Below are 20,678 nucleotides of genomic sequence, written 5' to 3'. Positions count from 1 at the left end.
TGAAACCGTCAGTGAACTTCGCGGTGTTGTGCCCCGTAGAGACCGATGAGGATGAGGGCGATTGCTGCAGCGACCATCGCACCGTGCACGCCCCAGGATCCCTCATCCGGCCGCACGACATACTCGAACGGTGACAGGTCGATCATCCACTGGGGTGCCTTGAACAGGGGCCCGAAGAGGGTGAGAAGGGTGGCTGCGGCGACCGGTGCCCACGCCATCTGAGCCAGGCGGGGTGCCAGTCCCACGAGGGCGACCGCGATGCCGGTGAGGAGCAGAGCGGGCCCGGCCTGGGACCAGGCCGCCGGGACCGCGGTGTCGAAGTCCTGGGCCACCGTGCTGTCCTGGGTGACCAAACCCAGCCAGGAGCCGGCCCACAGGCCGACGGTGGCGAGGAGGACACCGACGCAGGCCACCAGGGTGTACGAGCCGTACGGCGCCCACCGTCGGATACCCGTGGACCGAAGCAGGTCAACGGTCCCGTCCTTTTCGCCGGAGTGGAACGACACCACGGTCTGGATGCCGGTGGTCGCCACGAGAATGCCGAGGAGCTTGGCCACGTAGACGATGAACTCCGTCTTCATGTCGCCGGAACCGAACATCTCATCAAAGACCTGGCCGATGCTCTCGTCCGCTTCCATCCACCCGCTCAACGACCCGGTGAGGGCCACCAGGAACGCCGCCAGCCCGAAGATGACGATCACCCAGGTGAGGATGCTCGCCCAGCTGAGGATCGTCGCCAGGTGAGCCATACCGTTGATGCGCCGAGGACGATGGCGGGTCCGGTGAGGCACGTGGATCATGGCCGTGTCGTTGTCCCGGGTGCGTTCGGCCCCGAGAACCACGGCACCGGCGGCCAGGCACACGAGCGCCAGGAGCGCCGCCGATCCGAGATCGTCGTCGAGGTAGGGGGCGATCACCGTCTTCCACCCGAGCGGGGACAACCAGTTGAGCCATCCCAGTTCCTGTGCGTCGGCGACCGCACGAATGAGGAAGGACAGTGCGACGGTGAGCAGCCCGACACGTCCGACGGAGTGAGCGTTGCTGACGAAGAGCATGGCTATCTGAGCGAGCAGGGCCGAGCCGACCATGGCCAGGGTGGTGGTCACTCCGAAGGCCACGGCTCCTGATGTCGTCATCTCCGGTACCCACAGCTGGCTGGCCCAGAGGGTGATGCCGCATCCCAGCCCCATAATCACGGCAGCGATGGTGGTTGCGGCCAGCGCCGCGCCGGCCGGTGCGAGTCGGCTGATCCCGGTGGACAGCTGGAGTTCGGTGTACCCGAGGTGCTCGGACTTCCGGTGCAGTCCCGTCACCATGAGGACGGCCATGACGGCACCGAGGATGAGGAGGAGTCCGCCGGCCTCCCAGGCGACGAGTTGGCCCAGGGATGCCGGTGCCTCCAGGGGGCCGTAGACGGCCGACATTCCCGCGTTGGCCTGCATGCCGGCGAGGAATGTCTCCCGTGATTCCGGGGTGGGATAGTAGGACTCGTAGGCGGGTGGGAACACGGTGAGCAGGCCCCAGAGACAGAGACACCAGATGATGATGAAGCGCCTGCGCAGCCGCAGGTTGAGGCGGATCATGACGCCACCGCCTCGTCATCGCCGTAGTGGCTGAGGAACATCTTCTCGAGGCTGGCCGGGGTGGTGGTGATGTCCTCTCCCCCGGCATCCAGGATCATCCGGAGGACGGTGGGGACCTGTTCCCGGGTGGCGGTGACGTGGAGGCGGTGGCCGTCCACGGTGGCGTCGGCAAGCATGCGGAGCTCCCGGGTGAGGGTCGGGACGGTGGCGGAGACCTCATGCGCGGAGAGATGCCGGAGCTCGGCGATGGTGCCCGTCTCCACCGCCCGGCCGGCCTTGATGACGGTGACCGCGTCACAGAGCTTCTCCACCTCGCTCATGATGTGGCTGGACAGCAGGATGGTGGCGCCGCGGTGGCGTTCGCGGAGTGCCTGTTCAATGAAGACGTTCTCCATGAGGGGATCGAGCCCGGCGGTGGGTTCGTCGAGGATGAGGACGTCGGCGCCCGAGGACAGGGCGGCGACGAGGCTGACCTTGCGCCGGTTGCCGGTGGAGTAGTCGCGGGTTCTCTTGTCGGGATCCAGCTTGAATGCGTCGATGAGTTCCTCCTCCCTCCCCCGGTCCACGGGCCGGCCGCGCAGTGACTCGAGGGCGCGGAGGACCTCCCGGCCGGTGAGGGACGGCCACAGGGCGACGTCACCGGGCACGTACCCGACGCGCCGGAGCACGGCGGGCGTGCGACGGGGATCCTCCCCCAGTACCCGGGCCGTGCCTGCCGTGGCGTGCAGTACCCCGAGGAGGATGCGGATCGTGGTCGATTTTCCGGAACCGTTGGGGCCGAGGAATCCGTGGATGCTCCCCTCGTCGACCTCGAGGGTGAAACCGTTGAGGGCGGTGAAGGAACCGAACTTCTTCACCAGATCGGTGGTCTTGATGACGGTGGTCACAAGGGATCAACTCCTGATGTTTCACGTGAAACCTGGTCGGGGTGTCTGTGGCATTGCATAATCTCTGCCGCTTCCGAAAGGACAAGCCGGATGAACAACTGGTGGTTGGGGTGCGGGTAGGTGTGGCGGTGCAGACTGAGGACGCCGGGTGCGAGAAGGGTGGCCTGGATGGAGGTCGACCACGCCGACTTCCGGAATCCCCAGTTCGGGCCGAAGAGACTCCGGAACGCGGCCAGCTGCCCCCGGATGGCCTCCTCCGTCTCCGCGGCAGGCATGTCCGGGACACGTGCGAAGAGCTCGTAGATGGCGACGGTGGCGTCGATGCGTTCGGGAGAGAAATCCTGGAGCCAGTCCTCCAGGAGACGGGCCAGGGGAGGGTAACGGAAGAACACCTCCATCGCCCGGCGTTCCTGCTCGAACAGCGGCAGGGCCGCGTCCGGCAAACGTGGCCCCACCTGTTCGTAGAACCAGGCGATCCTCGACGGGACCGGGATGACGTCTGCGAGAGGGTCCGACCCCGTGCCCGGGTCGGCCTGGTCCCGGAGCTGCCGGAGCCGCTTCTTCTGGCGGGCGAGTGCCACCATCTCTTTATCGATGGCCTCCTCCGCCACGGCGAGCTCATCCGCCAGGCTCATCGACGGGTCATCAACCACTCCCCTGATGGCTGACAGTGAGAGGCCGGATTCGGTGAGATGGCGGATGCAGACCAGTCGGACGGCGTGGTCGAGTCCGTAGTCCCGCACCCCATCACCCGGCGGCACGGGCAGCAAACCCTCGTGGTGGTAGTGGCGGATGGTCCGGGGGGTCACGCCGACCAGATCCGCGAGTTCCTTGATTCTCATGCCCTCAGTGAACACCGTGACGTAGCGTCACAGGCAAGCCGAATCCAAAGCGTTATGGGACTGGCAGGGAACCTCTGGCGGGGCGGGAGTGTTTCGTCACGGTGACGATCGGCAGGGGCGGTGTTTCACGTGAAACATCGAACGCCCCGACCGAAGTCGGGGCGTTCGATGAGCGGGACGAAGCAATCAGGCCTTCTTCGTCGCGTCCTTCATGGCGGAGACGAACGCAATCAGCTCCTTCTTCAGGGCGTCCATGTCGGTGACGCGACCGGGGTTCGGGTGTTCCCCCTCCACGTGCTTGTCGATGATCTTCGTGATCGCCGACCCGGAGATCGCGCCGGCGGCACCGGCCGCCACGGCATCGCGGACGTGATCGGGCGAGGAAATGCCGAACCCGAGGAGGATCGGTGGACCCCCGAAACGCTTCACGTTGTTCACCACGTCCTCGAGACCGGTGATGGAGGACTCACGCTCGGTGCCGGTGACACCGTCACGGGAGACGGCGTAGATGTAACCCTTGGAGCTCGCGGCGACCCCCTCGAGCGTCTCCTCGGTGGCCTGTGCCGGCGCGATGAAGATCGGATGGATGTCAGCGGCCTCCGCGGCCTCGGCGAAGGGCTGACCCTCGCGCACGGGGACATCGGGAAGCAGGACGGAGTCCGCACCAGCCTCGGCGAACTCACGGTAGAACTTGTCCACCCCGCGGGTGAAGGGGACGTTGCCGTAGATGAGCATGCCGATGGGCAGATCGGGGAACTCCGACCGGATGGTGCGGATCTGGTCGATCGCGTCATTGACCGTCACTCCCCCATCGAGTGCCCGGATGTGCGACTTCTGGATGGTGGGGCCGTCGGCCACCGGGTCGGAGAAGGGGACGCCGAGCTCGAGGGCGTCGGCACCCGCGTTGACGGCGGTGCGGATGATCTCCAGGGCGTCGGCCGGCGTGGGGTCACCGAGCATGATGAAGGGGACGAAGGCACCCTCGTTCTTCTCGGCGAGGTCGGCGAAGAGCTTCTCATAGCGGGTGGTCATGGCTAGTTGTCCTCCTTGAGCTTGAGCTCGGGGTTCTCGTCGAGGGTGCGGCGGACGTGATCGACGTCCTTGTCGCCGCGGCCGGAGAGGGAGACGAGGATGGTGATGTCCCTGCCCTCCTCCTCCGCCAGGGCCGCCCGCTTAAGGGCGTAGGCCATGGCGTGGGAGGACTCGAGGGCGGGGATGATGCCCTCGTGGAGGGAGAGCAGCTGGAAGGCCTCGAGGGCCTCCGCATCGGTGATGCCCACGTAGGTGGCGCGGCCGGACTCGTGGAGATGGGCGTGCTGGGGGCCGACACCCGGGTAGTCCAGGCCGGCGGAGATGGAGTAGGACTCCTCCACCTGACCGTCGGAGTTGCGCATGAGGTAGCTGCGGGCGCCGTGGAGGATGCCGATCTGGCCGTTGTTGATCGTCGCACCGTGCTTTCCGGAGTCGATGCCCTGGCCGGCGGGTTCGGTGCCCACCAGCTCGACGCTGTCGTCGTCGAGGAAGTCGGCGAACATGCCGATGGCGTTGGAGCCGCCGCCGACGCAGGCCACGACGACGTCGGGAAGCGCGCCGACGCGGTCGAGCATCTGCGCCTTCGCCTCCTCCGAGATGACCTTGTGGAACTCGCGGACGATAGTCGGGAACGGGTGCGGGCCGGCCGCGGTGCCGAGCAGGTAGTGGGATTCGTGGAAGGTGGCGGTCCAGTCCCGCAGCGCCTCGTTGACGGCGTCCTTGAGGGTGCCGGACCCGGCGTCGACCGGGATGACCTGCGCGCCCATGAGCTTCATGCGGTACACGTTGGGCTGCTGGCGCTCGACATCCTTGGCGCCCATGTAGATGACGCACTCGAGGCCGAGCAGCGAGCAGGCCAGGGCGGTGGCGGTGCCGTGCTGGCCGGCGCCGGTCTCGGCGATGATGCGGGTCTTGCCCATCCGCTTGGCCAGCAGGGCCTGGCCGATGACCTGGTTGGTCTTGTGGGCGCCACCGTGGACGAGGTCCTCGCGCTTGAGGAAGATGCGGGCGTGTCCCTTCCCCTTTCCCTCAACGGGGAGGTTGGAGCATTCCGTCAGCGGGGTGGGCCGACCGAGGTAGTCGCGGAAGTAGTCGGCCAGTTCGGCGCGGAACTCGGGGTCGTTCTGCGCGTCGATGAACGCCTGCTCGAGCTGGTCGAGGGCGGGAATGAGCGATTCGGGGACGAACTGGCCACCGAACTCGCCGAAGTAGGCGGGGAGCTTGGTTGTGTCGGTCATGAGGGGTCCTTGGGGGTTGCGAATCGGCGGATGGTCTCGAAGGCGCGGCGCAGGGCCCCGGCGTCCTTACGGCCGGCCTGGCCGGGGTACTCCACCCCGGAGTTGAGGTCGAGGCCGTTGCATCCGATCGCGAGGGCGGCGGGAAGGTTGTCGGGGGTCAGTCCACCGGCGAGGAAGCTGATGTCCTTGACGTCGTCGGGGATGCCGGACCAGTCGAAGCTGGTGCCGGTGCCGCCGTCGCCGGCGTCGAGGACGAGAGCGTCGACGGAGTCGGATTCGACGAGTGCCCGGGCGAGGGCCGCGCCGTCGTGGTCACCGGTCATGGAGACGGCGCGCCAGACCTGGACGTTCTCGGGGACGTTGTCGGTGACGGCGTCGAGAAGCGCGATCTCGGCGTCGGTGGAGCCCTGGTACGGGGCATGGACCTGCACCACGCCGATGCCCTCCTGGATGAGATCGGCGTAGCCGTCGGTACGGCGGGAGACGGCGACGTAGGTCAGGTCGGGTTCGTGCGCGATGATCTCGGCGGCGGTTTCACGTGAAACATTGCGTGGGGAGGCGTCCTCGAAGACGAGTCCGCCGTACAGTGCACCGGCGGCGCGGGCAGCCTGGGCCGCGGTCGGCGTGGTGAGGCCGCATACCTTGTTCACGCCGTACACCAGCTCGCGGGCGGCGCGGTCGATGTCCGGCTGCGAGGTGAGCTGGGAGCCCACGAGGAAGGCGTTGGAGTGCCCGGCGAGCTCACGCACGGTGGCATTGTCCCGGATACCCGACTCGGAGACCACGACCGCGTCGGCTGGCAGCAGGGCGGAGAGACGGGCGGATCGACCCAGGTCAATGGACAGATCGTGGAGGTTGCGGTGGTTGATGCCGATGATCTTCGCACCCAGGGCCACGGCGCGGGCCACCTCGTCCTCGTCGATGACCTCGGTGAGGATGTCCAGGCTGTACCGTTCCGCCACCGCGGCCAGGGACGCGTACTCCTCGTCGGTGAGCACGGAGAGCATGAGCAGGATCGCGTCGGCGCCGAAGTAGCGGGCGGCGTGGATCTGCACCTCGTCGACGATGAAGTCCTTGCACAGCACCGGCAGATGCGTCGAGGAGGCGACGGTGGCCAGATGGTCGTAGTCGCCGCCGAACTTGTCTGGCTCACAGAGCACGGAGATTCCGGAGGCGTAGCGCGAGTAGATGCGGGCGATGGCGCCGGGCTCGTAGTGCTCCCGGATCATCCCCAGTGACGGGGAGGAGGACTTGCACTCCATGATGAACGCGGGGGCGGCCTCTCCCCTCCCCCGGCCGCGGAGGCCGTCGTAGAGCGAACGGGTGGAGGCCGGCAGAGCGGAGACGTCGACGTGACTGATGCGCTCCCGGATCTCCGGGAGGTGACCGCGGCGTCCCTCGACGATGCCCTCGAGGACGGTGGGAAGCTTAGACACCGTAATCAGTCCCCTCGTGGCGGGCGAGCCAGTCGCGCACCGTGCCGTCTTCGAGCAGGGAGAGGGCGAGTTCGGTGCCATCGCGGAGGCTGTCCACGCGGGAGTTGAGGTAGAACATGCCGGCCGCGTTGACGGCGACGGCGTCGCGGTGGGCCTGCGGGCCGGTGCCGTCAAAGATGGCGCGCATGTGGGTGGCGTTCTCCTCACCGTCGCCACCGACGAGATCGGACAGCGCCCATTCGGACACGCCCAGGTCAGCCGGGGTGATCTCGTACTTCTCGATGGTCCCGTCCTCATGAAGCTCCCAGATGGTGGTGGGGCCGTGGACGGCGATCTCGTCCGTGCCGGAGCCGTGGGCCACGAGGGCACGGGAACGACCGAGCTCGCGGAATACTTCAGCGATCATCTGTCCCTGCTCCGGGTTGGCCACGCCCATGATCTGGAACTCGGGGCGGACCGGGGAGAGCAGCGGGCCGAGGACGTTGAAGAGGGTGGGCACCTTGAGGGCCTTGCGCACCGGCTGGACGTGGGCGACGGCCGGGTTGTAGGCCGGGGCGAAGAGGAAGGTGAAGCTGGAGGACTCGAACTGGCGGACGGCGCGGTCCGGGTCGAGGTCGAGGGGGATGTTGAGTGCCTCGAGCACGTCCGCGGAACCCGACTTGGAGGAGACGGAGCGGTTGCCGTGCTTGATCACCTTGAGGCCGCCGGCGGCGGCGACCAGGGAGGCGCCGGTGGTGATGTTGATGGTGTTGGCGCCGTCGCCACCGGTGCCGGCGGTGTCGAGGACACCCTCGCCGTCGACGGGGAAGGGCCGACCGGCGTTGAGGAAGGCCTTGGCGGCACCGGCGATGTCCTCGAAGGTCTCGCCGCGGGTGCGGATGGTGGCCAGCAGGGCGGCGATGTGGACGTCGTCGTACTCGCCGACGGTGAGCGGGGTGAAGGCCTCGACGGCCTCCTCGACGGTCGGGGTGGGGTTGTCCAGGTAGGAGATGAGGGTCTGGAGTGTCTTGTCGCTGGTCATTTAGTGGGAACCTTCCTTTATTGCACTATTCAACAAATGGTCGACGCTACGGGTGAGCATGATCGGGCCGGACGGACTGAGCACGCTCTCGGGGTGGAACTGCAGTCCCAGGGCGGTGCCGTCGGTGGTCTCCGCGGCCATGACCACGTCCCCGATCCCCGTCTCCGTCACCGCCAGCGGCCGCAGCCCCTCGGGGGCGCTCATGCAGCCGAGGGAGTGGTAGCGGGCCACCGGCACGAGGTGGCCGACCACCCCGGGCAGGTCGGGGCCGGCGTCGACAGCCAGGCCCTCGAACACGGGATGGGTCACCCCCTCCTCGGTCAGCCGCATGGGTACGGAGACGCCGTGGACGGGGCCGCAGGGTTCGACGGTGCCGCCGAGGTGCTCGAGCAGCGCCTGGAATCCCAGGCAGATGCCCAGCAGCGGGATCTCGCCGATCACCCGCTCGATGAGCGTCATCATCATGCCGGCGTCCCCCGGGTAACCGGGTCCGGGGGACAGGCAGATGAGATCGGGTCCGGCGGCGAGGACATCCTCCACCGACACCGTGTTGCGGAACACGGTGCAGCGGTAGCCGGCCTCGGCGAAGGCGTCGACGAGGTTGTAGACGAAGCTGTCGTGGTTGTCGATCAGCACAATGTGCGTCATCGGATGACCTCCAGGGTGGAGCCCGCGGCGAGCGCGATGGCGTTGAGCACGGCGTAGGCCTTGTGCAGGGTCTCGTCGGCCTCGGACTGGGGATTCGAGTCACGGACGACGCCGGCGCCGGCCTGCACGTGGGCGGTGCGGTCACGGACGAAGGCGGAGCGGATGACGATGCAGTTGTCCATCGTCCCGTCCCCCCGGAGGTAGCCGATGGCACCGCCGTAGGACCCGCGGCGCTGCTTCTCGACGCCGCGCAGCAGCTCCATCGCGCGGATCTTCGGCGCCCCGGACAGCGTGCCCATGTTCATGCACGCGCGGTAGGCGTCCAGGGCGTCGAGCGACGGGTCGAGGGTGGCCGTCACCCGGGAGACCAGGTGCATGACCCGGGAGTAGCGGTCCACCTGCAGCAGGTCGGCGACCCGCCGGGTGGCGGGGACGGCGACGCGGGCGAGGTCGTTGCGGGCCAGGTCGACGAGCATCGTGTGTTCGGCGATCTCCTTGGCGTCGGTCCGCAGCTCCAGTTCCATGCGGATGTCCAGCTCGTCGTTGATCGTCCCGTCCGGGTTCATGCCACGGGGACGGGTACCGGCGATGGGGTAGAGCTGCACCTCCCGGTCGGCCGGGTTGAACTTGAGGTTGGACTCCGGGGAGGCGCCGAAGAGTTCGTAGGCGGTGCCGGTCTCGTCGATGCCGCGCTGGTAGAACATGTACGGGCTGGGGTTGGTCTCCCGCAGCTGGCGGTAGGCGGCGAAGGCGTCGAGACAGGGCGCCGAGAACGTCCGGGCCGGCACCACCTGGTAGATGTCGCCGTTGTGGATGTTGTCCTTGAGGTCACCGACCCAGGAGCAGTACTTGTCGTCGGCGATGTCGGCCTCGACGCGGAGAACATCCGAAGGATGTTCGGTCACCTCGTAGGCGTGCTCGGCGGAGGGTTCGGCGGCGTCGATAAGCGCGACGAGGTCCTCGATGCGCTCCGCCACGCCCTCGTCCCCGAAGGACACGCCGGTCAGGGATGCGGTCTGCGACTCATGGTTGATGGTGAGGACGATCTCGGCGAGCACGAACTGGTAGTCCGGGTAGGTGTTCGGGCCGTCGGCGACGGCGGGCAGCTCCTCGAAGGTGGCCAGGAAGTCGAAGGCGATGCCGCCGGCGAGCATGGGCAGCGTCTCATCCTGGTACCCCGCGTCCCGCGTCAACGCCCGCAGCGGCTCGACCGGGCTGACGGCCTGCAGCCGCTCCCGCTCATCCACCGCGTCGGTGGCGGGGAAGGTGTAGCGGTGGGCACCGTCCGCGTACGCGGCCAGCTGGGCATCCAGCTTATCGACGACCACCTGCCCCGACGCCGTCAGCGGCACCGCCGTCACCGTGTTCCTGACGCAGGTCAACCGCACCGACGCGGCGATGACCGCGACGGAGGAGATGCCGGAGCGGGTGGTGATGTCGGCGGATTCCAACAGCACGGAGTCATCCGCGGTGGTGCCGCCGATGTGGGCGAACAGGCCGGAGGCGTCGGCGTGATACCGCACTTCACGGGTGATGACGGTCGGGGAGCTCATACGGACCTTTCGGTTGTGCGCCGCCGGCCGACCATGAGAAAAGGCCCGCGACGCTTCGGAGGGAAGCTGGCGGGCCCTGATTGCTGCAACATACGTGGCACGCCGACTACGCGCGCCACCACCAGTTGGTGCTTCGGAAGGAAGAGATGTTGTTCACACTGTGAAACGTTAATCCCGCACGACGGGAAGTGCAACTTTTATTCCCTAGCGCTCATCGGCGGCGTTCGCGGCCCGCCGCAGCGCATCCAGATCCACCTGTGCAGGCTCCGCATGGCCCCCGGAACCGCAGTTGCAGTTCTCCCCGCACCCCTCGTCCGACGACGCAGCCTGCTGATCGAAGAGCACGGCCATCCGTGCGCCCGTGTTCGCCCCGACACTGACGATGAGCACCGCCACCAGGACCGCCAGCACCGGCAGCACCCAGAACCAGCCGGACGCCACGAAGGAGATGAGCGCACCGAACAGCATGGTCACACCCGCCAGCACCCAGAACGGCCCCGCCACGGCATGGGCCGCATCCCACGCCTCCTGCGACTTCCGGACCTCCGGGACGCGCAGGCCCACGGTGGAGTTGCCGGGGAGCTTCCGGGTCCAGGCGAGGGCGCCGACCACGAGGAGAATGAGGGCAGGGACGAGCAGGATAACGCCGATCACGGTCATGGCTGCAGTCTATCCCCCCGAAATCCGCAGGCGAATCCGGCCCTGACCAGGGTGCGGGAGTAACGTCATGCTCGACCTTGTCCTGCTCACCTGAAAGAGGCCTCATGGACCTCCGGCGTCTGACGTCCTCGCTGCTGTTCCGAGTGATCATCGCGATCATCCTGGGCATCATCTGCAGCTTCTTCTTCCCGGACTGGCTGGCCCGCGTGTTCGTCACGTTCAACGGCCTGTTCGGCGGTTTCCTGGGATTCTTCGTCCCCGTCCTCATCTTCGCGCTCATCACCCCGGCCATCGCCGGCCTCGGTCGCGGCGCCGGCAAGTGGCTGGGCATCACCACCGGCATCGCCTACGTGTCCACGATCGTCTCCGGCTTCATCGCCTACGGCGTCTCCCAGGCCGTGTATCCGTGGCTGCTCGCCGACCAGCAGGCCGTCGAGGCCGTGGACATCGACGAAGGGGCACTGGCCCCCTTCTTCAGCATCGAGATGTCCCCGCCCTTCGAGGTGATGACCGCCCTGCTGCTCGCCTTCGCCGTCGGCCTGGCCATGACCACCGTCAAGTCGGACACCCTGTACAAGGGCTCCCGCGACCTCGAGCGCGTGGTGATGAAGGTGATCACCGCCTTCATCATCCCCCTGTTGCCGATCTACATCTTCGGAATGTTCCTGTCCCTGGGCATGAACGGCAACCTCGCCGACACCCTCGTCGCCTTCGGCAAGGTCCTGCTCCTGTCCGTGGGCATGACCTTCGTCTACCTCGCCCTGCAGTACGGCATCGCCGGTGCCGTCACCGGCCGGAACCCGTTCGTTGCCTTCAAGAACATGCTGCCGGCCTACGCCACCGCGCTGGGTACCTCCTCCTCCGCGGCGACCATCCCGGTCACCTACTCCTCCACCCTGAAGAACGACGTGGAGGTCAACGTCGCCGGTTTCGTCGTCCCGCTGTGCGCCACCATCCACCTCGCCGGCTCGATGATGAAGATCGGGCTCTACGCCTTCGCCATCGTCTACATGGCCAACATCGAGGTCTCCGTCGGCCTGGCCATCGGCTTCATCCTCCTGCTCGGTATCACCATGATCGCCGCCCCGGGCGTGCCGGGCGGAGCCATCATGGCCGCCGTCGGCCTGCTGGCCTCCATGCTCGGATTCGACGACTCCCAGGTCGCCCTCATGATCGCCGCCTACATCGCCGTCGACTCCTTCGGCACCGCCGCCAACGTCACCGGCGACGGCGCGATCGCCATGATCGTGAACAAGTACGCCAAGGGTCGGATTCCCGCCGCCGTCGCGGAGGACGACGAGGATCGTGAGGACCTCGACGCCGCCATCGGAGGCGAGAAGTAACCTCCGGAATCAGTGAGGCGCGACCCTGGATCGGGGTCGCGCCTCACACGTGTTCAGGGACACTGTTTCGGCAGGTCAACGTACATGTCTGGAGCATGGCCTAACGTGGGGTTCGAACACCTGAACGACACCGACCCGTCAGGAGGTGAACCCACCGACATGACCACCGCCACCTTCACCGTCACCAATCCCACCGATCCCGTCGCCGCTGCCCACCACCAGGCCCGCATCGCGGAGTACGCCGCCTGGCGTGCCTGCCTCCCGGCAGATCATGAGCCCGGCCCCGACCCGGTGGACTGGACCACCCACGCCGCCACTCTCACCCGCTCCACCGGCCACTCCCCCGGCTTCATCGCCGCCAACCTCGACGCCCTGCACACCCTCGACCAGCTCCCCCGCCTCAGGGCACTGGTCGAGGACCTCCATCACCTGGAGATGCGCCACCTGCGTGCCATCGACACCGCCCTGACCGCCACACCCGCGGCGCTGGTCGGAGACGAGGAATTCCAGGCACTGATCGACCGGGAGCTCGTCGAACTGCTCTCCCCCACCCGGCCGCACCAGCTCCGCCCCTCCATCAGGGCGATCACCCGGCTGATCGCCGATGCCACCCGCCCCTACCTCGACGAGGACATCACCGACGAGGAGGTCGCCGAGGCCGCGGACCAGCCACCAGCTGAGCGTGGCACCTACACCACCCATCCACGCACCGGCGGTGACATCGGTTTCGACATCACCCTCGACCAGGCCACCGGGCTGCTCGTCGACGAGGCCGTCAAGGCCCATGCCACCACCACCGGGATGACCCGGGCCGCCGCATTCGCGGACCTGGTCCTGGGCCAGGTGCACGTGTCGGTGGCCATGAACCTCTACCGGGCCACCGATGTACCGGACGCCCCGACCTTCAGCCTCATCGCCGGGGCTCTGACCAGGGCCGCTGCGGCGAGTCTGTCCGGGAAAATCACCCTCACCCGGGACATGGGCACCGCCGCGAAGCTGACCGTGGACTCCTACCGCACTCCGGAGGGCGTCCGGGTCTATCTCGACGGACGCGACCTGGTGTGCCGGTGGCCGGGCTGCAACCGGCCGGCCGTGACCACTCAGAAGGATCACCGCATCAACCACGAGGACGGTGGGGAGACCACGGCCGACAACCTGGTGTCGCTGTGCCAGCACCACCACAACCGGAAGACGGACCGGCAGGTGTTCTACCAGTTCGACGAGGCCACCGGGGACGTCTACTGGCTTTTAGCCGACGGGACCTGGTGTGTGGACCGGGCCGAGGGGCCGCTGGCCCCCCGGCAACGGACGTGGGTGCAGACTCTGGCGCAACGCCGCCTCCGTCGCGCGGAGCGGGCCCGCCTGCGGGAACGGGGCCGGGTCGTGGAGGAGAAGGTTCACCACCTGCTCGAGGACCTGGATCTCCACAACGCACGCACCACCGGGGAAGAGGCGGACACTTCCCCGCCGTTCTAGGGCTCCCGGTTCAGGAAGGTGGTGGTCTCGTGCTGTGAGCACTCGGTGTGCCCGTCCCACCCGGCATACATCAACAGGTTGCTCCTCCCGGAACGCACGGAGAACAACCGCACGGACGTGAAGTAGAGCGGGACCTGTCCGGTGTGCGGCGTCGCCCGGAGGGCGACCGCAGCGTCGTAGATGTCGCGCACCCTGTCGGGGTCGTGGTTCCACGCGCGGTGAATCTCGCCGTCCATCTCGAGGGTGAGCCAGTTGCCGTCGTGGGCGAGGGCGTCGAACTTCTTGATCTCGCCGGGTTGGCGGTGCGCCAGTCCCGCCTGGACGAAGTGGACGTTGTGCCCGGGGGCATAGGAGGTGCAGGTGGGGTGCATGAGAATCACTCCTGAAAAGATCTCGCGGATTTCCCGCCGCCGGATTCGGTGCGGGCCGATCTTCCCCTGAGGGCACCGTTGTGCGAGACACGGTTGCCAGTCAGCCGGTCAAGGGACCTTCGTGGGCTGAGCTTCTGGATCGTGGTGCCGAGAATAACACCTCACAGACCAAGCTGTCTACTTCACCAGGGTGAAGTGGCCTCGTGCCTGCTCGGCCTCATGCTCCGGGCCCAGCGGGATGCCGGTCCGGTCACGTAGGGCGGCCATGGCGAGGAATCCGACGGCGGTGGCCACGAGGAGGTAGACGGTCACGCCGGTGGTGGAGCCGGTGGCCTGGACGACGGCGGCGGCGATGGTCGGGGCGAAGGCACCACCGATGATGGACCCCAGCGCGTAGGTGATGGAGGTGCCGGACCCGCGCACGGAGGCTGGGAACAGCTCGGCGTACATGGCGGCCTGCTGCCCGTAGGTCACTCCCAGGCCCAGCCCCAGCAGGAGCATGGCCACCCACAGCCACTGCAGCTGTCCGGTGTTGACCAGGGGGAACAGGGCGAAGGCGGCGACAGCCTGGATGAGGAAGCCGCCCAGGTACATCCGGCGCCGTCCGATGAGGTCGGAGATCCGGCCGGCCACCACCGTCGACAGCAGCCACGTGATCGCGGCACCGGCCACCGCCCACAGGACGGCCCCGCGCTCGAGCCCCAGTTCGGTGACGGCGTAGCTCTGCACGTAGCCGCCGGCGATCATGTACCCGACGACGCCGTTGCCGGCGAACACGAGGGCGCCCACAAAGACCACCGGGGTGAAGTTGCGGAACAGTGCGCCCAGGGGGTTGCGGGTGCCGGTCTCCTTCCGTTCGGCGATCTCCTCGAACACGGGTGATTCGTCGACGCCCCGGCGGATCCAGTAGCCGATGCCCACCAACACGATGGACAGCAGGAACGGGACGCGCCAGCCCCAGTCGAGGAAGGCGTCACCGGGGGCGATGATGTTCATCAGGGCGAGCATGCCGGAGCTGAGCAGCAGGCCGGCGGGGGCGCCCGCCTGGGGGCCGGCGCCGAAGAGGCCACGCTGGGAGACGGGGGCGTGTTCGACGGAGAGCAGGACGGCGGAGCCCCATTCGCCACCGGCGGAGATGCCCTGGATGATGCGGAAGAGGACCAGCAGGATCGGGGCCGCGACCCCGATGGTGTCGTAGGTGGGGACGAGTCCGATGAGGGTGGTGGCCCCACCCATGGCCAGGAGGGTGACCATGAGGACGACGCGGCGGCCGAAGCGGTCGGCGAAGTGTCCGGCAAGGACAGCCCCGAGGGGGCGGAACAGGAAGGACAGCCCGACGGAGAGGAAACTGACGATGAGCGCGAGGCCGGCGTCCAGGTCGCCGAACATCACCTGGTTGAACACCAGGCCCGCCACGGAGGCGTAGAGGAAGAAGTCGTACCACTCGATGGCGGTACCGATGGTGGTGGCGGCGACGACGCGGCGTCGTTCCGCCGATGTGGCGGTGGTTCTGGGCATGTCGGGGTCTCCCGGGATGGTCCGATAACGGCCCGTTGGATGGTACCCAACCCGGCCCACCGGCACCCGGCTTCCCGCTAACGTGTCGGTCATGGGTGACATTGCGTGTGCCGTCGATGATCTCTCTCCCGGTGAGAGCCTGGTGATCACGATCGACGGTCGGAAGGTGACGGTGGTCCGCGATCTGGAGGGTGGGTTCCACGCGATCGATGACGCGTGCCCGCATGTGGGGTGGCCACTGAATAAGGGCAGTGTGCACCCGGACGCGGTCATCGAGTGCTCGCTGCACCACGGATTGTGGTGCCTGCGTACCGGTGAGCCGCGGCGGTATCCGGCGCGGACGCCCGCCACGGTGCACGCTGTTGAGGTCCGGGATGGTCAGGTGTGGGTCAGCCTCGGGGACTGAGCCGCAGGATGTGGATGGTCACCGCGAGGGCGATGAGGGGCAGGATGATCGCGGGGATGGGCTCGCCGATGAGCCACACCGACAACCCGATGCCCACCCACAGGACGGTGAGGGTGCGCGCCTTGTCTTTCCGGGTCATCGCCTTCTCGTAGTAGTTGGAGATGTAGGTGCCCAGCACCCTGTGGCCCACCAGGTAGTCATGCAACCGGCCGGAGCTGCGCGCGAAGCAGGCGGCCGCGAGCAGCAGGAACGGGGTGGTCGGCACCAGGGGCAGCACGATCCCCACGACGCCGAGGGCGAGGCTGATCGACCCGACGGCGATGAGCAGGGGGCGGAGCATGGCTCCACCCTAGGCCCCGCTCACCGCAGCAGCGCCACCAGGCGCCGGTGGTACATCTCCGGCAGGCAGCCGGCGTCGACGACGCGGCGGGCCGCGGCCTTGTCACCCTGTGCGGCGCGGAAGGCGGTGAGGATGTCGATGTCGTGGGCGGGGGCGTCGACAAGCGTGAGCTCGTCGCCGGGCGTGATGCGGCCGGGGACGGTGACCCGGAGGTAGGTGCCGCAGCGGCCGCGGTCGGAGAAGCGGCGCACCCAGCCGCGTTCACCGAGCCAGGCCGCGAACGTGCGGCAGGGGTGGCGGACGACGGAGACCTCGAGCTCGGCCGTGCCGACGCGGATGCGTTGGTTGACCAGCAGGCGTTCCAGGTCGATGCCGGTGGTGGTGAGGTTCTCGCCGAAGGTGCCGTCGGGCAGGCCGCGGTGGAGGTCATGCTCCCAGAAGTCGAGCTCCTCGCGGGAGAACGCGTAGACGGCCTTCTGCGCGCCGCCGTGATGTGCGTCATCCCCGACGGTGTCGTCGGCGACGCCAGATCCGTCGCCGTAGTCCGGTCCCGGGGCGCTGACCTCGATGAACGGTGCGGGTTGCTTGTCGATGCCGCTGATCCGGTCCGCCCCACCGGGGTCGGTCCGGGGGACGGCGACGTTGGTCGAGGACACAATCTGACTCATACGCCCGAGATTAGTGCGGGAATGGCGTAGGGTATGCGAAAATTGATTTGTTATACAAACAACTAAGGCCGGACTCATATGAAATGGACAGGTGGGCGGATCGCCCTCTGCTGCTTCTCGCTGATCCTCACCCTGGTCATCGGTGGTGAGTTCATCGCCGCTGCGCAGTTCAGCCCGCCCTATGACTGGGTACACAACACGATCGGCGCCCTCGGCGCCACGACGTGCACCTCGCTGGTCTATCCCGTCGGCATCTTCGACGTGTGCTCCCCCGCTCACGTGTGGGTCAACACCGCCCTGGTGCTCGCGGGCCTGGCCATGCTCGGGATCTCCGTCGCCGGCCGCCGCATCGCCGGATTCACCGGCTGGGCCGGACTCATGTGGGTGATCACCGGTGTGAGCACCACCCTGTCGGGTCTCATCCCCATCGATGTCAGCCGCGAGTGGCACAGCTTCGTCACCCTGCCGCTGTTCATCACGTGGCCGGTGGCCGTGCTCGTCGGCTCCGGCCAGCTGCGGGGGTGGGTGGCCCGGCTGGGTTTCGTCATCGGGGCCGTCGGGCTGACCGCGGGCGTGTGGTTCACCATGTCGCTCGGCGCCCGCGAGTTCGGTGGCCTGCTGGAACGGCTGGTCATCTGGCCGTCCGTGTTGTGGGTGATCCTCGCCGCCTTCTTCGGCGTCGCCCGGATCCGTGCCTGCCTCAATGATCTGTACAACCCCTATGTCCGGGAGAGTGCGGAGGAACGCCCGCAACCGTCCGGCGCGTGACGCGCCTGACCCGCGTGCGCGGGACAGCGCCTACTACACTGCGTAACCATGACGAACCCGAGCGACTCCACTCCCGCGTTCCGGTATACGCCGCAGCTCGCGAACCAGATCGAGCAGGCCTGGCAGCAGTACTGGACCGACAACGGCACCTTCAATGCGCCGAACCCCGTCGGCGATCTCGCCCCGGCGGACGGCGAGAAGCTGCCGGAGGACAAGCTCTTCGTCCAGGACATGTTCCCCTACCCCTCGGGCGCGGGCCTGCACGTCGGCCACCCGCTGGGCTACATCGCCACCGACGTCTACGCCCGCTACAACCGCATGCTGGGCAAGAACGTGCTGCACACCCTGGGGTATGACGCATTCGGTCTGCCGGCGGAGCAGTACGCCATCCAGACGGGCACGCACCCGCGGACGACGACAATGGCCAACATCGAGAACATGCGTCGTCAGCTCGGCGCACTCGGCCTGGGCCATGACCAGCGCCGTTCCGTGGCCACCACGGATCCGGAGTACTACCGCTGGACGCAGTGGATCTTCCTGCAGATCTACAACTCCTGGTTCGACACGCAGCAGCAGAAGGCCCGCCCCATCGCGGAGCTCATTCCCCTGCTCGAGTCCGGTGAACTGCCGACGCCGGACGGGCGTGCCTACGGGGAGCTCGGGGACGTCGAGAAGCAGCAGGCGGTGGACGAGTACCGCCTGGTGTACCGCTCGAACTCCATGGTCAACTGGTGCCCCGGCCTGGGCACGGTGCTGGCGAACGAGGAGGTCACCGCCGACGGGCGTTCCGAGCGCGGCAACTTCCCGGTGTTCCGTAAGCAGCTGTCGCAGTGGATGATGCGGATCACCGCCTACTCCGACCGCCTCATCGACGATCTGGACCTGCTGGACTGGCCGGAGAAGGTCAAGTCGATGCAGCGCAACTGGATCGGTCGTTCCCGCGGCGCGGAGGTCGACTTCAACGCGCAGGGCCATGACATCCGCGTGTTCACCACCCGCCCCGACACCCTGTTCGGCGCCACCTACATGGTGCTGGCGCCGGAGCACGAGCTTGTCGACACCCTCGTGGCCGACGCCTACCCCGCCGGCACCGATGAGCGGTGGACCAACGGGCAGGCCACCCCGGCCGAGGCCGTCGCCGCCTACCGTGCCGCCATCGCCGCGAAGTCCGACCTGGAGCGCCAGGAGAACAAGGACAAGACCGGCGTCTTCCTCGGTACCTGGGCCACCAACCCGGTCAACGGCGCGCAGATCCCGGTCTTCATCGCCGACTACGTCCTCACCGGCTACGGCACCGGCGCCATCATGGCCGTCCCGGCGCACGACACCCGCGACCACGAGTTCGCCACCGCCTTCGGCCTGCCCATTGTCGAGGTCGTCTCCGGCGGCAACATCGCCGAGGAGGCGTGGACCGGTGACGGGGTGCTGGTCAACTCCGCCAGCGGGCAGGGCCTGGACATCAACGGCCTGAACAAGGCCGAGGCCATCGAGAAGACCATCGCCTGGCTCACCGCCGAAGGTAAGGGCGAGGAGAAGATCCAGTACAAGCTGCGCGACTGGCTGTTCGCCCGCCAGCGCTACTGGGGCGAGCCCTTCCCCGTCGTCTACGACGCCGACGGCCTGGCGCACGCGCTGCCCGAGTCGATGCTGCCCATCGAGCTGCCCGAGGTGGAGGACTACAAGCCCGTCTCCTTCGACCCGGACGACGCCGACTCCGAGCCGCAGCCCCCACTGGCCAAGGCCCGCGAGTGGGTGGAGGTCGAACTCGACCTGGGTGACGGCCCGAAGAAGTACACCCGCGACACCAACGTCATGCCGCAGTGGGCCGGTTCCTCCTGGTACCAGCTGCGCTACATCGACCCAACCAACGATGACGCGCTCGTGGACATCGAGAACGAGCGCTACTGGACGGGCCCGCAGTTCGACGGCGACTGCGGCGGCGTCGACCTCTACGTCGGCGGCGTCGAGCACGCCGTGCTGCACCTGCTCTACTCCCGGTTCTGGCACAAGGTCCTCTTCGACCTCGGCCACGTCACCTCCGTCGAGCCCTACCGTCGCCTGTACAACCAGGGCTACATCCAGGCCTACGCCTACACCGACGCCCGCGGCGTGTACGTCCCGGCGGAGGAGGTCGAGGAGCGCGACGGCCGGTTCTTCCACGGCGACGAGGAGGTCACCCAGGAGTACGGCAAGATGGGCAAGTCCCTGAAGAACGCCGTCGCCCCGGACGACATCTGCGACAACTACGGCGCTGACACCCTCCGCGTCTACGAGATGTCCATGGGCCCGCTCGACACCTCCCGCCCCTGGGCGACGAAGGACGTCGTCGGCGCGCAGCGTTTCCTTCAGCGAATGTGGCGTCTCATCGTCGACGAATCCACCGGCGACGTGCTCACCACCGACGCCGCCCTTACTGACGAGGACAAGAAGCAGCTGCACCGCACCATCGACGGCGTGCGCGACGACTACACCCACCTGCGGGTCAACACCGTCGTGGCCAAGCTCATCGAGTACGTCAACTACCTGACCAAGACCTACCCGGACACCATCCCCGCCGCGGCCGTCGAGCCGCTGGTGGTCATGGTCGCCCCGGTCGCCCCGCACATCGCGGAGGAGCTGTGGAAGCGGCTCGGCCACACCGACACCGTCGCGTTCGTCGACTTCCCGGTCGCCGAGGAGCAGTGGCTGGTCGACGACGAGGTCGAGCTGCCCGTCCAGATCAACGGCAAGGTCCGCGCGCGCGTCATGGTCCCGGCCGACGCCGCCCAGGACGCCGTCCTGGACAAGGTCCTCGCCGAGTCGGCCGTCCAGTCCCACCTCGAGGGCAAGAACCTGGTCAAGCAGATCGTCGTCCCGGGCCGCATGGTGAACCTGGTGGTGAAGTAGCC

Annotated in this window: 19 protein-coding genes and 1 riboswitch; of the genes, 5 read left to right on the top strand and 14 right to left on the bottom strand. The window is 67.7% G+C overall.

Annotation, left to right across the window (positions count from 1 at the left end; all coding sequences use genetic code 11):
- Nucleotides 1–8: 8 nt before the first annotated feature.
- From QP029_RS03790 to QP029_RS03745, 10 genes are all read right to left on the bottom strand, one after another.
- A complete protein-coding gene (locus QP029_RS03790) occupies nucleotides 9–1,583 on the bottom strand; it encodes a hypothetical protein (RefSeq protein WP_284875533.1) in 1,575 nt (524 codons plus the stop codon).
- The gene (locus QP029_RS03785) at nucleotides 1,580–2,470 is read right to left on the bottom strand and encodes an ABC transporter ATP-binding protein (protein WP_284875532.1); all 891 of its coding nucleotides are present in this window, start codon (nucleotides 2,468–2,470) and stop codon (nucleotides 1,580–1,582) included. The genes QP029_RS03790 and QP029_RS03785 overlap by 4 nt, the downstream gene beginning before the upstream one ends.
- Nucleotides 2,467–3,312: a MerR family transcriptional regulator gene (locus tag QP029_RS03780; protein WP_284875531.1), complete on the bottom strand. Its 846-nt coding sequence runs from the start codon at nucleotides 3,310–3,312 to the stop codon at nucleotides 2,467–2,469. The genes QP029_RS03785 and QP029_RS03780 overlap by 4 nt, the downstream gene beginning before the upstream one ends.
- A 186-nt stretch (nucleotides 3,313–3,498) precedes the next feature.
- Nucleotides 3,499–4,344 (bottom strand): tryptophan synthase subunit alpha, encoded by an 846-nt coding sequence (trpA, locus tag QP029_RS03775; RefSeq protein WP_284875530.1) that lies wholly within the window; start codon nucleotides 4,342–4,344, stop codon nucleotides 3,499–3,501.
- 2 nt (nucleotides 4,345–4,346) lie between these two features.
- Nucleotides 4,347–5,582, bottom strand: coding sequence for a tryptophan synthase subunit beta (gene trpB, locus QP029_RS03770; RefSeq protein ID WP_284875529.1), 1,236 nt, complete (start codon nucleotides 5,580–5,582; stop codon nucleotides 4,347–4,349).
- The gene (gene trpCF, locus QP029_RS03765; RefSeq protein ID WP_284876140.1) at nucleotides 5,579–7,024 is read right to left on the bottom strand and encodes a bifunctional indole-3-glycerol-phosphate synthase TrpC/phosphoribosylanthranilate isomerase TrpF; all 1,446 of its coding nucleotides are present in this window, start codon (nucleotides 7,022–7,024) and stop codon (nucleotides 5,579–5,581) included. Before trpCF ends, trpB begins: the two co-directional genes overlap by 4 nt.
- A complete protein-coding gene (gene trpD, locus QP029_RS03760; RefSeq protein WP_284875528.1) occupies nucleotides 7,011–8,039 on the bottom strand; it encodes an anthranilate phosphoribosyltransferase in 1,029 nt (342 codons plus the stop codon). Before trpD ends, trpCF begins: the two co-directional genes overlap by 14 nt.
- The gene (locus tag QP029_RS03755) at nucleotides 8,040–8,687 is read right to left on the bottom strand and encodes an anthranilate synthase component II (protein WP_284875527.1); all 648 of its coding nucleotides are present in this window, start codon (nucleotides 8,685–8,687) and stop codon (nucleotides 8,040–8,042) included.
- Nucleotides 8,684–10,240 (bottom strand): anthranilate synthase component 1, encoded by a 1,557-nt coding sequence (locus QP029_RS03750; RefSeq protein ID WP_284875526.1) that lies wholly within the window; start codon nucleotides 10,238–10,240, stop codon nucleotides 8,684–8,686. Before QP029_RS03750 ends, QP029_RS03755 begins: the two co-directional genes overlap by 4 nt.
- Before the next feature lie 204 nt (nucleotides 10,241–10,444).
- A complete protein-coding gene (locus tag QP029_RS03745; protein WP_284875525.1) occupies nucleotides 10,445–10,900 on the bottom strand; it encodes an SdpI family protein in 456 nt (151 codons plus the stop codon).
- A gap of 104 nt (nucleotides 10,901–11,004) precedes the next feature.
- On the opposite strand from QP029_RS03745, the gene QP029_RS03740 reads away from it, so the two are divergent.
- A complete protein-coding gene (locus QP029_RS03740; RefSeq protein WP_284875524.1) occupies nucleotides 11,005–12,243 on the top strand; it encodes a dicarboxylate/amino acid:cation symporter in 1,239 nt (412 codons plus the stop codon).
- Between the two features lie 159 nt (nucleotides 12,244–12,402).
- Nucleotides 12,403–13,719 (top strand): HNH endonuclease signature motif containing protein, encoded by a 1,317-nt coding sequence (locus tag QP029_RS03735; protein WP_284875523.1) that lies wholly within the window; start codon nucleotides 12,403–12,405, stop codon nucleotides 13,717–13,719.
- On the opposite strand, the gene QP029_RS03730 is transcribed toward QP029_RS03735, so the two are convergent.
- Nucleotides 13,716–14,090 carry a hypothetical protein gene (locus QP029_RS03730; RefSeq protein WP_284875522.1) on the bottom strand — a complete coding sequence of 125 codons (375 nt, stop codon included), beginning with the start codon at nucleotides 14,088–14,090 and terminating at the stop codon, nucleotides 13,716–13,718. The two genes, QP029_RS03735 and QP029_RS03730, sit on opposite strands and share 4 nt — an antisense overlap.
- 21 nt (nucleotides 14,091–14,111) lie before the next feature.
- A riboswitch (SAM riboswitch) is annotated at nucleotides 14,112–14,231 on the bottom strand.
- 36 nt (nucleotides 14,232–14,267) lie between these two features.
- Entirely contained in the window at nucleotides 14,268–15,608 is a 1,341-nt protein-coding gene (locus tag QP029_RS03725; RefSeq protein ID WP_284875521.1) for an MFS transporter, read from the bottom strand.
- Between the two features lie 91 nt (nucleotides 15,609–15,699).
- Between QP029_RS03725 and QP029_RS03720 the strand changes: the two genes are divergently transcribed.
- The gene (locus tag QP029_RS03720) at nucleotides 15,700–16,014 is read left to right on the top strand and encodes a Rieske (2Fe-2S) protein (RefSeq protein ID WP_284875520.1); all 315 of its coding nucleotides are present in this window, start codon (nucleotides 15,700–15,702) and stop codon (nucleotides 16,012–16,014) included.
- Here the strand turns inward: QP029_RS03720 and QP029_RS03715 are convergent.
- On the bottom strand, nucleotides 15,998–16,354 hold the full coding sequence (locus QP029_RS03715) for a YbaN family protein (protein ID WP_284875519.1): 357 nt from the start codon (nucleotides 16,352–16,354) through the stop codon (nucleotides 15,998–16,000). The two genes, QP029_RS03720 and QP029_RS03715, sit on opposite strands and share 17 nt — an antisense overlap.
- Before the next feature lie 20 nt (nucleotides 16,355–16,374).
- Nucleotides 16,375–17,022, bottom strand: coding sequence for an MOSC domain-containing protein (locus QP029_RS03710; RefSeq protein ID WP_284875518.1), 648 nt, complete (start codon nucleotides 17,020–17,022; stop codon nucleotides 16,375–16,377).
- A gap of 78 nt (nucleotides 17,023–17,100) precedes the next feature.
- On the opposite strand from QP029_RS03710, the gene QP029_RS03705 reads away from it, so the two are divergent.
- The gene (locus QP029_RS03705) at nucleotides 17,101–17,790 is read left to right on the top strand and encodes a DUF998 domain-containing protein (RefSeq protein WP_284875517.1); all 690 of its coding nucleotides are present in this window, start codon (nucleotides 17,101–17,103) and stop codon (nucleotides 17,788–17,790) included.
- Between the two features lie 48 nt (nucleotides 17,791–17,838).
- Entirely contained in the window at nucleotides 17,839–20,676 is a 2,838-nt protein-coding gene (gene leuS, locus QP029_RS03700; protein WP_284875516.1) for a leucine--tRNA ligase, read from the top strand.
- Nucleotides 20,677–20,678 lie beyond the last annotated feature (2 nt).

This window comes from Corynebacterium suedekumii (assembly GCF_030252185.1).
Taxonomy (GTDB): Bacteria; Actinomycetota; Actinomycetes; order Mycobacteriales; family Mycobacteriaceae; genus Corynebacterium; species Corynebacterium suedekumii.
The sequence above is the reverse complement of the archived record's forward strand: the minus strand, read 5'-3'. Positions and strand labels throughout refer to the sequence as shown.

What these genes read in the sequence shown, in the direction of transcription:
- trpA (WP_284875530.1), bottom strand. Translation starts at nt 4,344, where the DNA reads ATGACCACCCGCTATGAGAAGCTCTTCGCCGACCTCGCCGAGAAGAAC.
- QP029_RS03720 (WP_284875520.1), top strand. Translation starts at nt 15,700, where the DNA reads ATGGGTGACATTGCGTGTGCCGTCGATGATCTCTCTCCCGGTGAGAGC.
- QP029_RS03710 (WP_284875518.1), bottom strand. Translation starts at nt 17,022, where the DNA reads ATGAGTCAGATTGTGTCCTCGACCAACGTCGCCGTCCCCCGGACCGAC.
- QP029_RS03745 (WP_284875525.1), bottom strand. Translation starts at nt 10,900, where the DNA reads ATGACCGTGATCGGCGTTATCCTGCTCGTCCCTGCCCTCATTCTCCTC.
- trpB (WP_284875529.1), bottom strand. Translation starts at nt 5,582, where the DNA reads ATGACCGACACAACCAAGCTCCCCGCCTACTTCGGCGAGTTCGGTGGC.
- QP029_RS03740 (WP_284875524.1), top strand. Translation starts at nt 11,005, where the DNA reads ATGGACCTCCGGCGTCTGACGTCCTCGCTGCTGTTCCGAGTGATCATC.
- QP029_RS03755 (WP_284875527.1), bottom strand. Translation starts at nt 8,687, where the DNA reads ATGACGCACATTGTGCTGATCGACAACCACGACAGCTTCGTCTACAAC.
- QP029_RS03705 (WP_284875517.1), top strand. Translation starts at nt 17,101, where the DNA reads ATGAAATGGACAGGTGGGCGGATCGCCCTCTGCTGCTTCTCGCTGATC.
- QP029_RS03780 (WP_284875531.1), bottom strand. Translation starts at nt 3,312, where the DNA reads ATGAGAATCAAGGAACTCGCGGATCTGGTCGGCGTGACCCCCCGGACC.
- leuS (WP_284875516.1), top strand. Translation starts at nt 17,839, where the DNA reads ATGACGAACCCGAGCGACTCCACTCCCGCGTTCCGGTATACGCCGCAG.
- QP029_RS03735 (WP_284875523.1), top strand. Translation starts at nt 12,403, where the DNA reads ATGACCACCGCCACCTTCACCGTCACCAATCCCACCGATCCCGTCGCC.
- QP029_RS03790 (WP_284875533.1), bottom strand. Translation starts at nt 1,583, where the DNA reads ATGATCCGCCTCAACCTGCGGCTGCGCAGGCGCTTCATCATCATCTGG.
- QP029_RS03725 (WP_284875521.1), bottom strand. Translation starts at nt 15,608, where the DNA reads ATGCCCAGAACCACCGCCACATCGGCGGAACGACGCCGCGTCGTCGCC.
- QP029_RS03715 (WP_284875519.1), bottom strand. Translation starts at nt 16,354, where the DNA reads ATGCTCCGCCCCCTGCTCATCGCCGTCGGGTCGATCAGCCTCGCCCTC.
- QP029_RS03730 (WP_284875522.1), bottom strand. Translation starts at nt 14,090, where the DNA reads ATGCACCCCACCTGCACCTCCTATGCCCCCGGGCACAACGTCCACTTC.
- trpD (WP_284875528.1), bottom strand. Translation starts at nt 8,039, where the DNA reads ATGACCAGCGACAAGACACTCCAGACCCTCATCTCCTACCTGGACAAC.
- QP029_RS03750 (WP_284875526.1), bottom strand. Translation starts at nt 10,240, where the DNA reads ATGAGCTCCCCGACCGTCATCACCCGTGAAGTGCGGTATCACGCCGAC.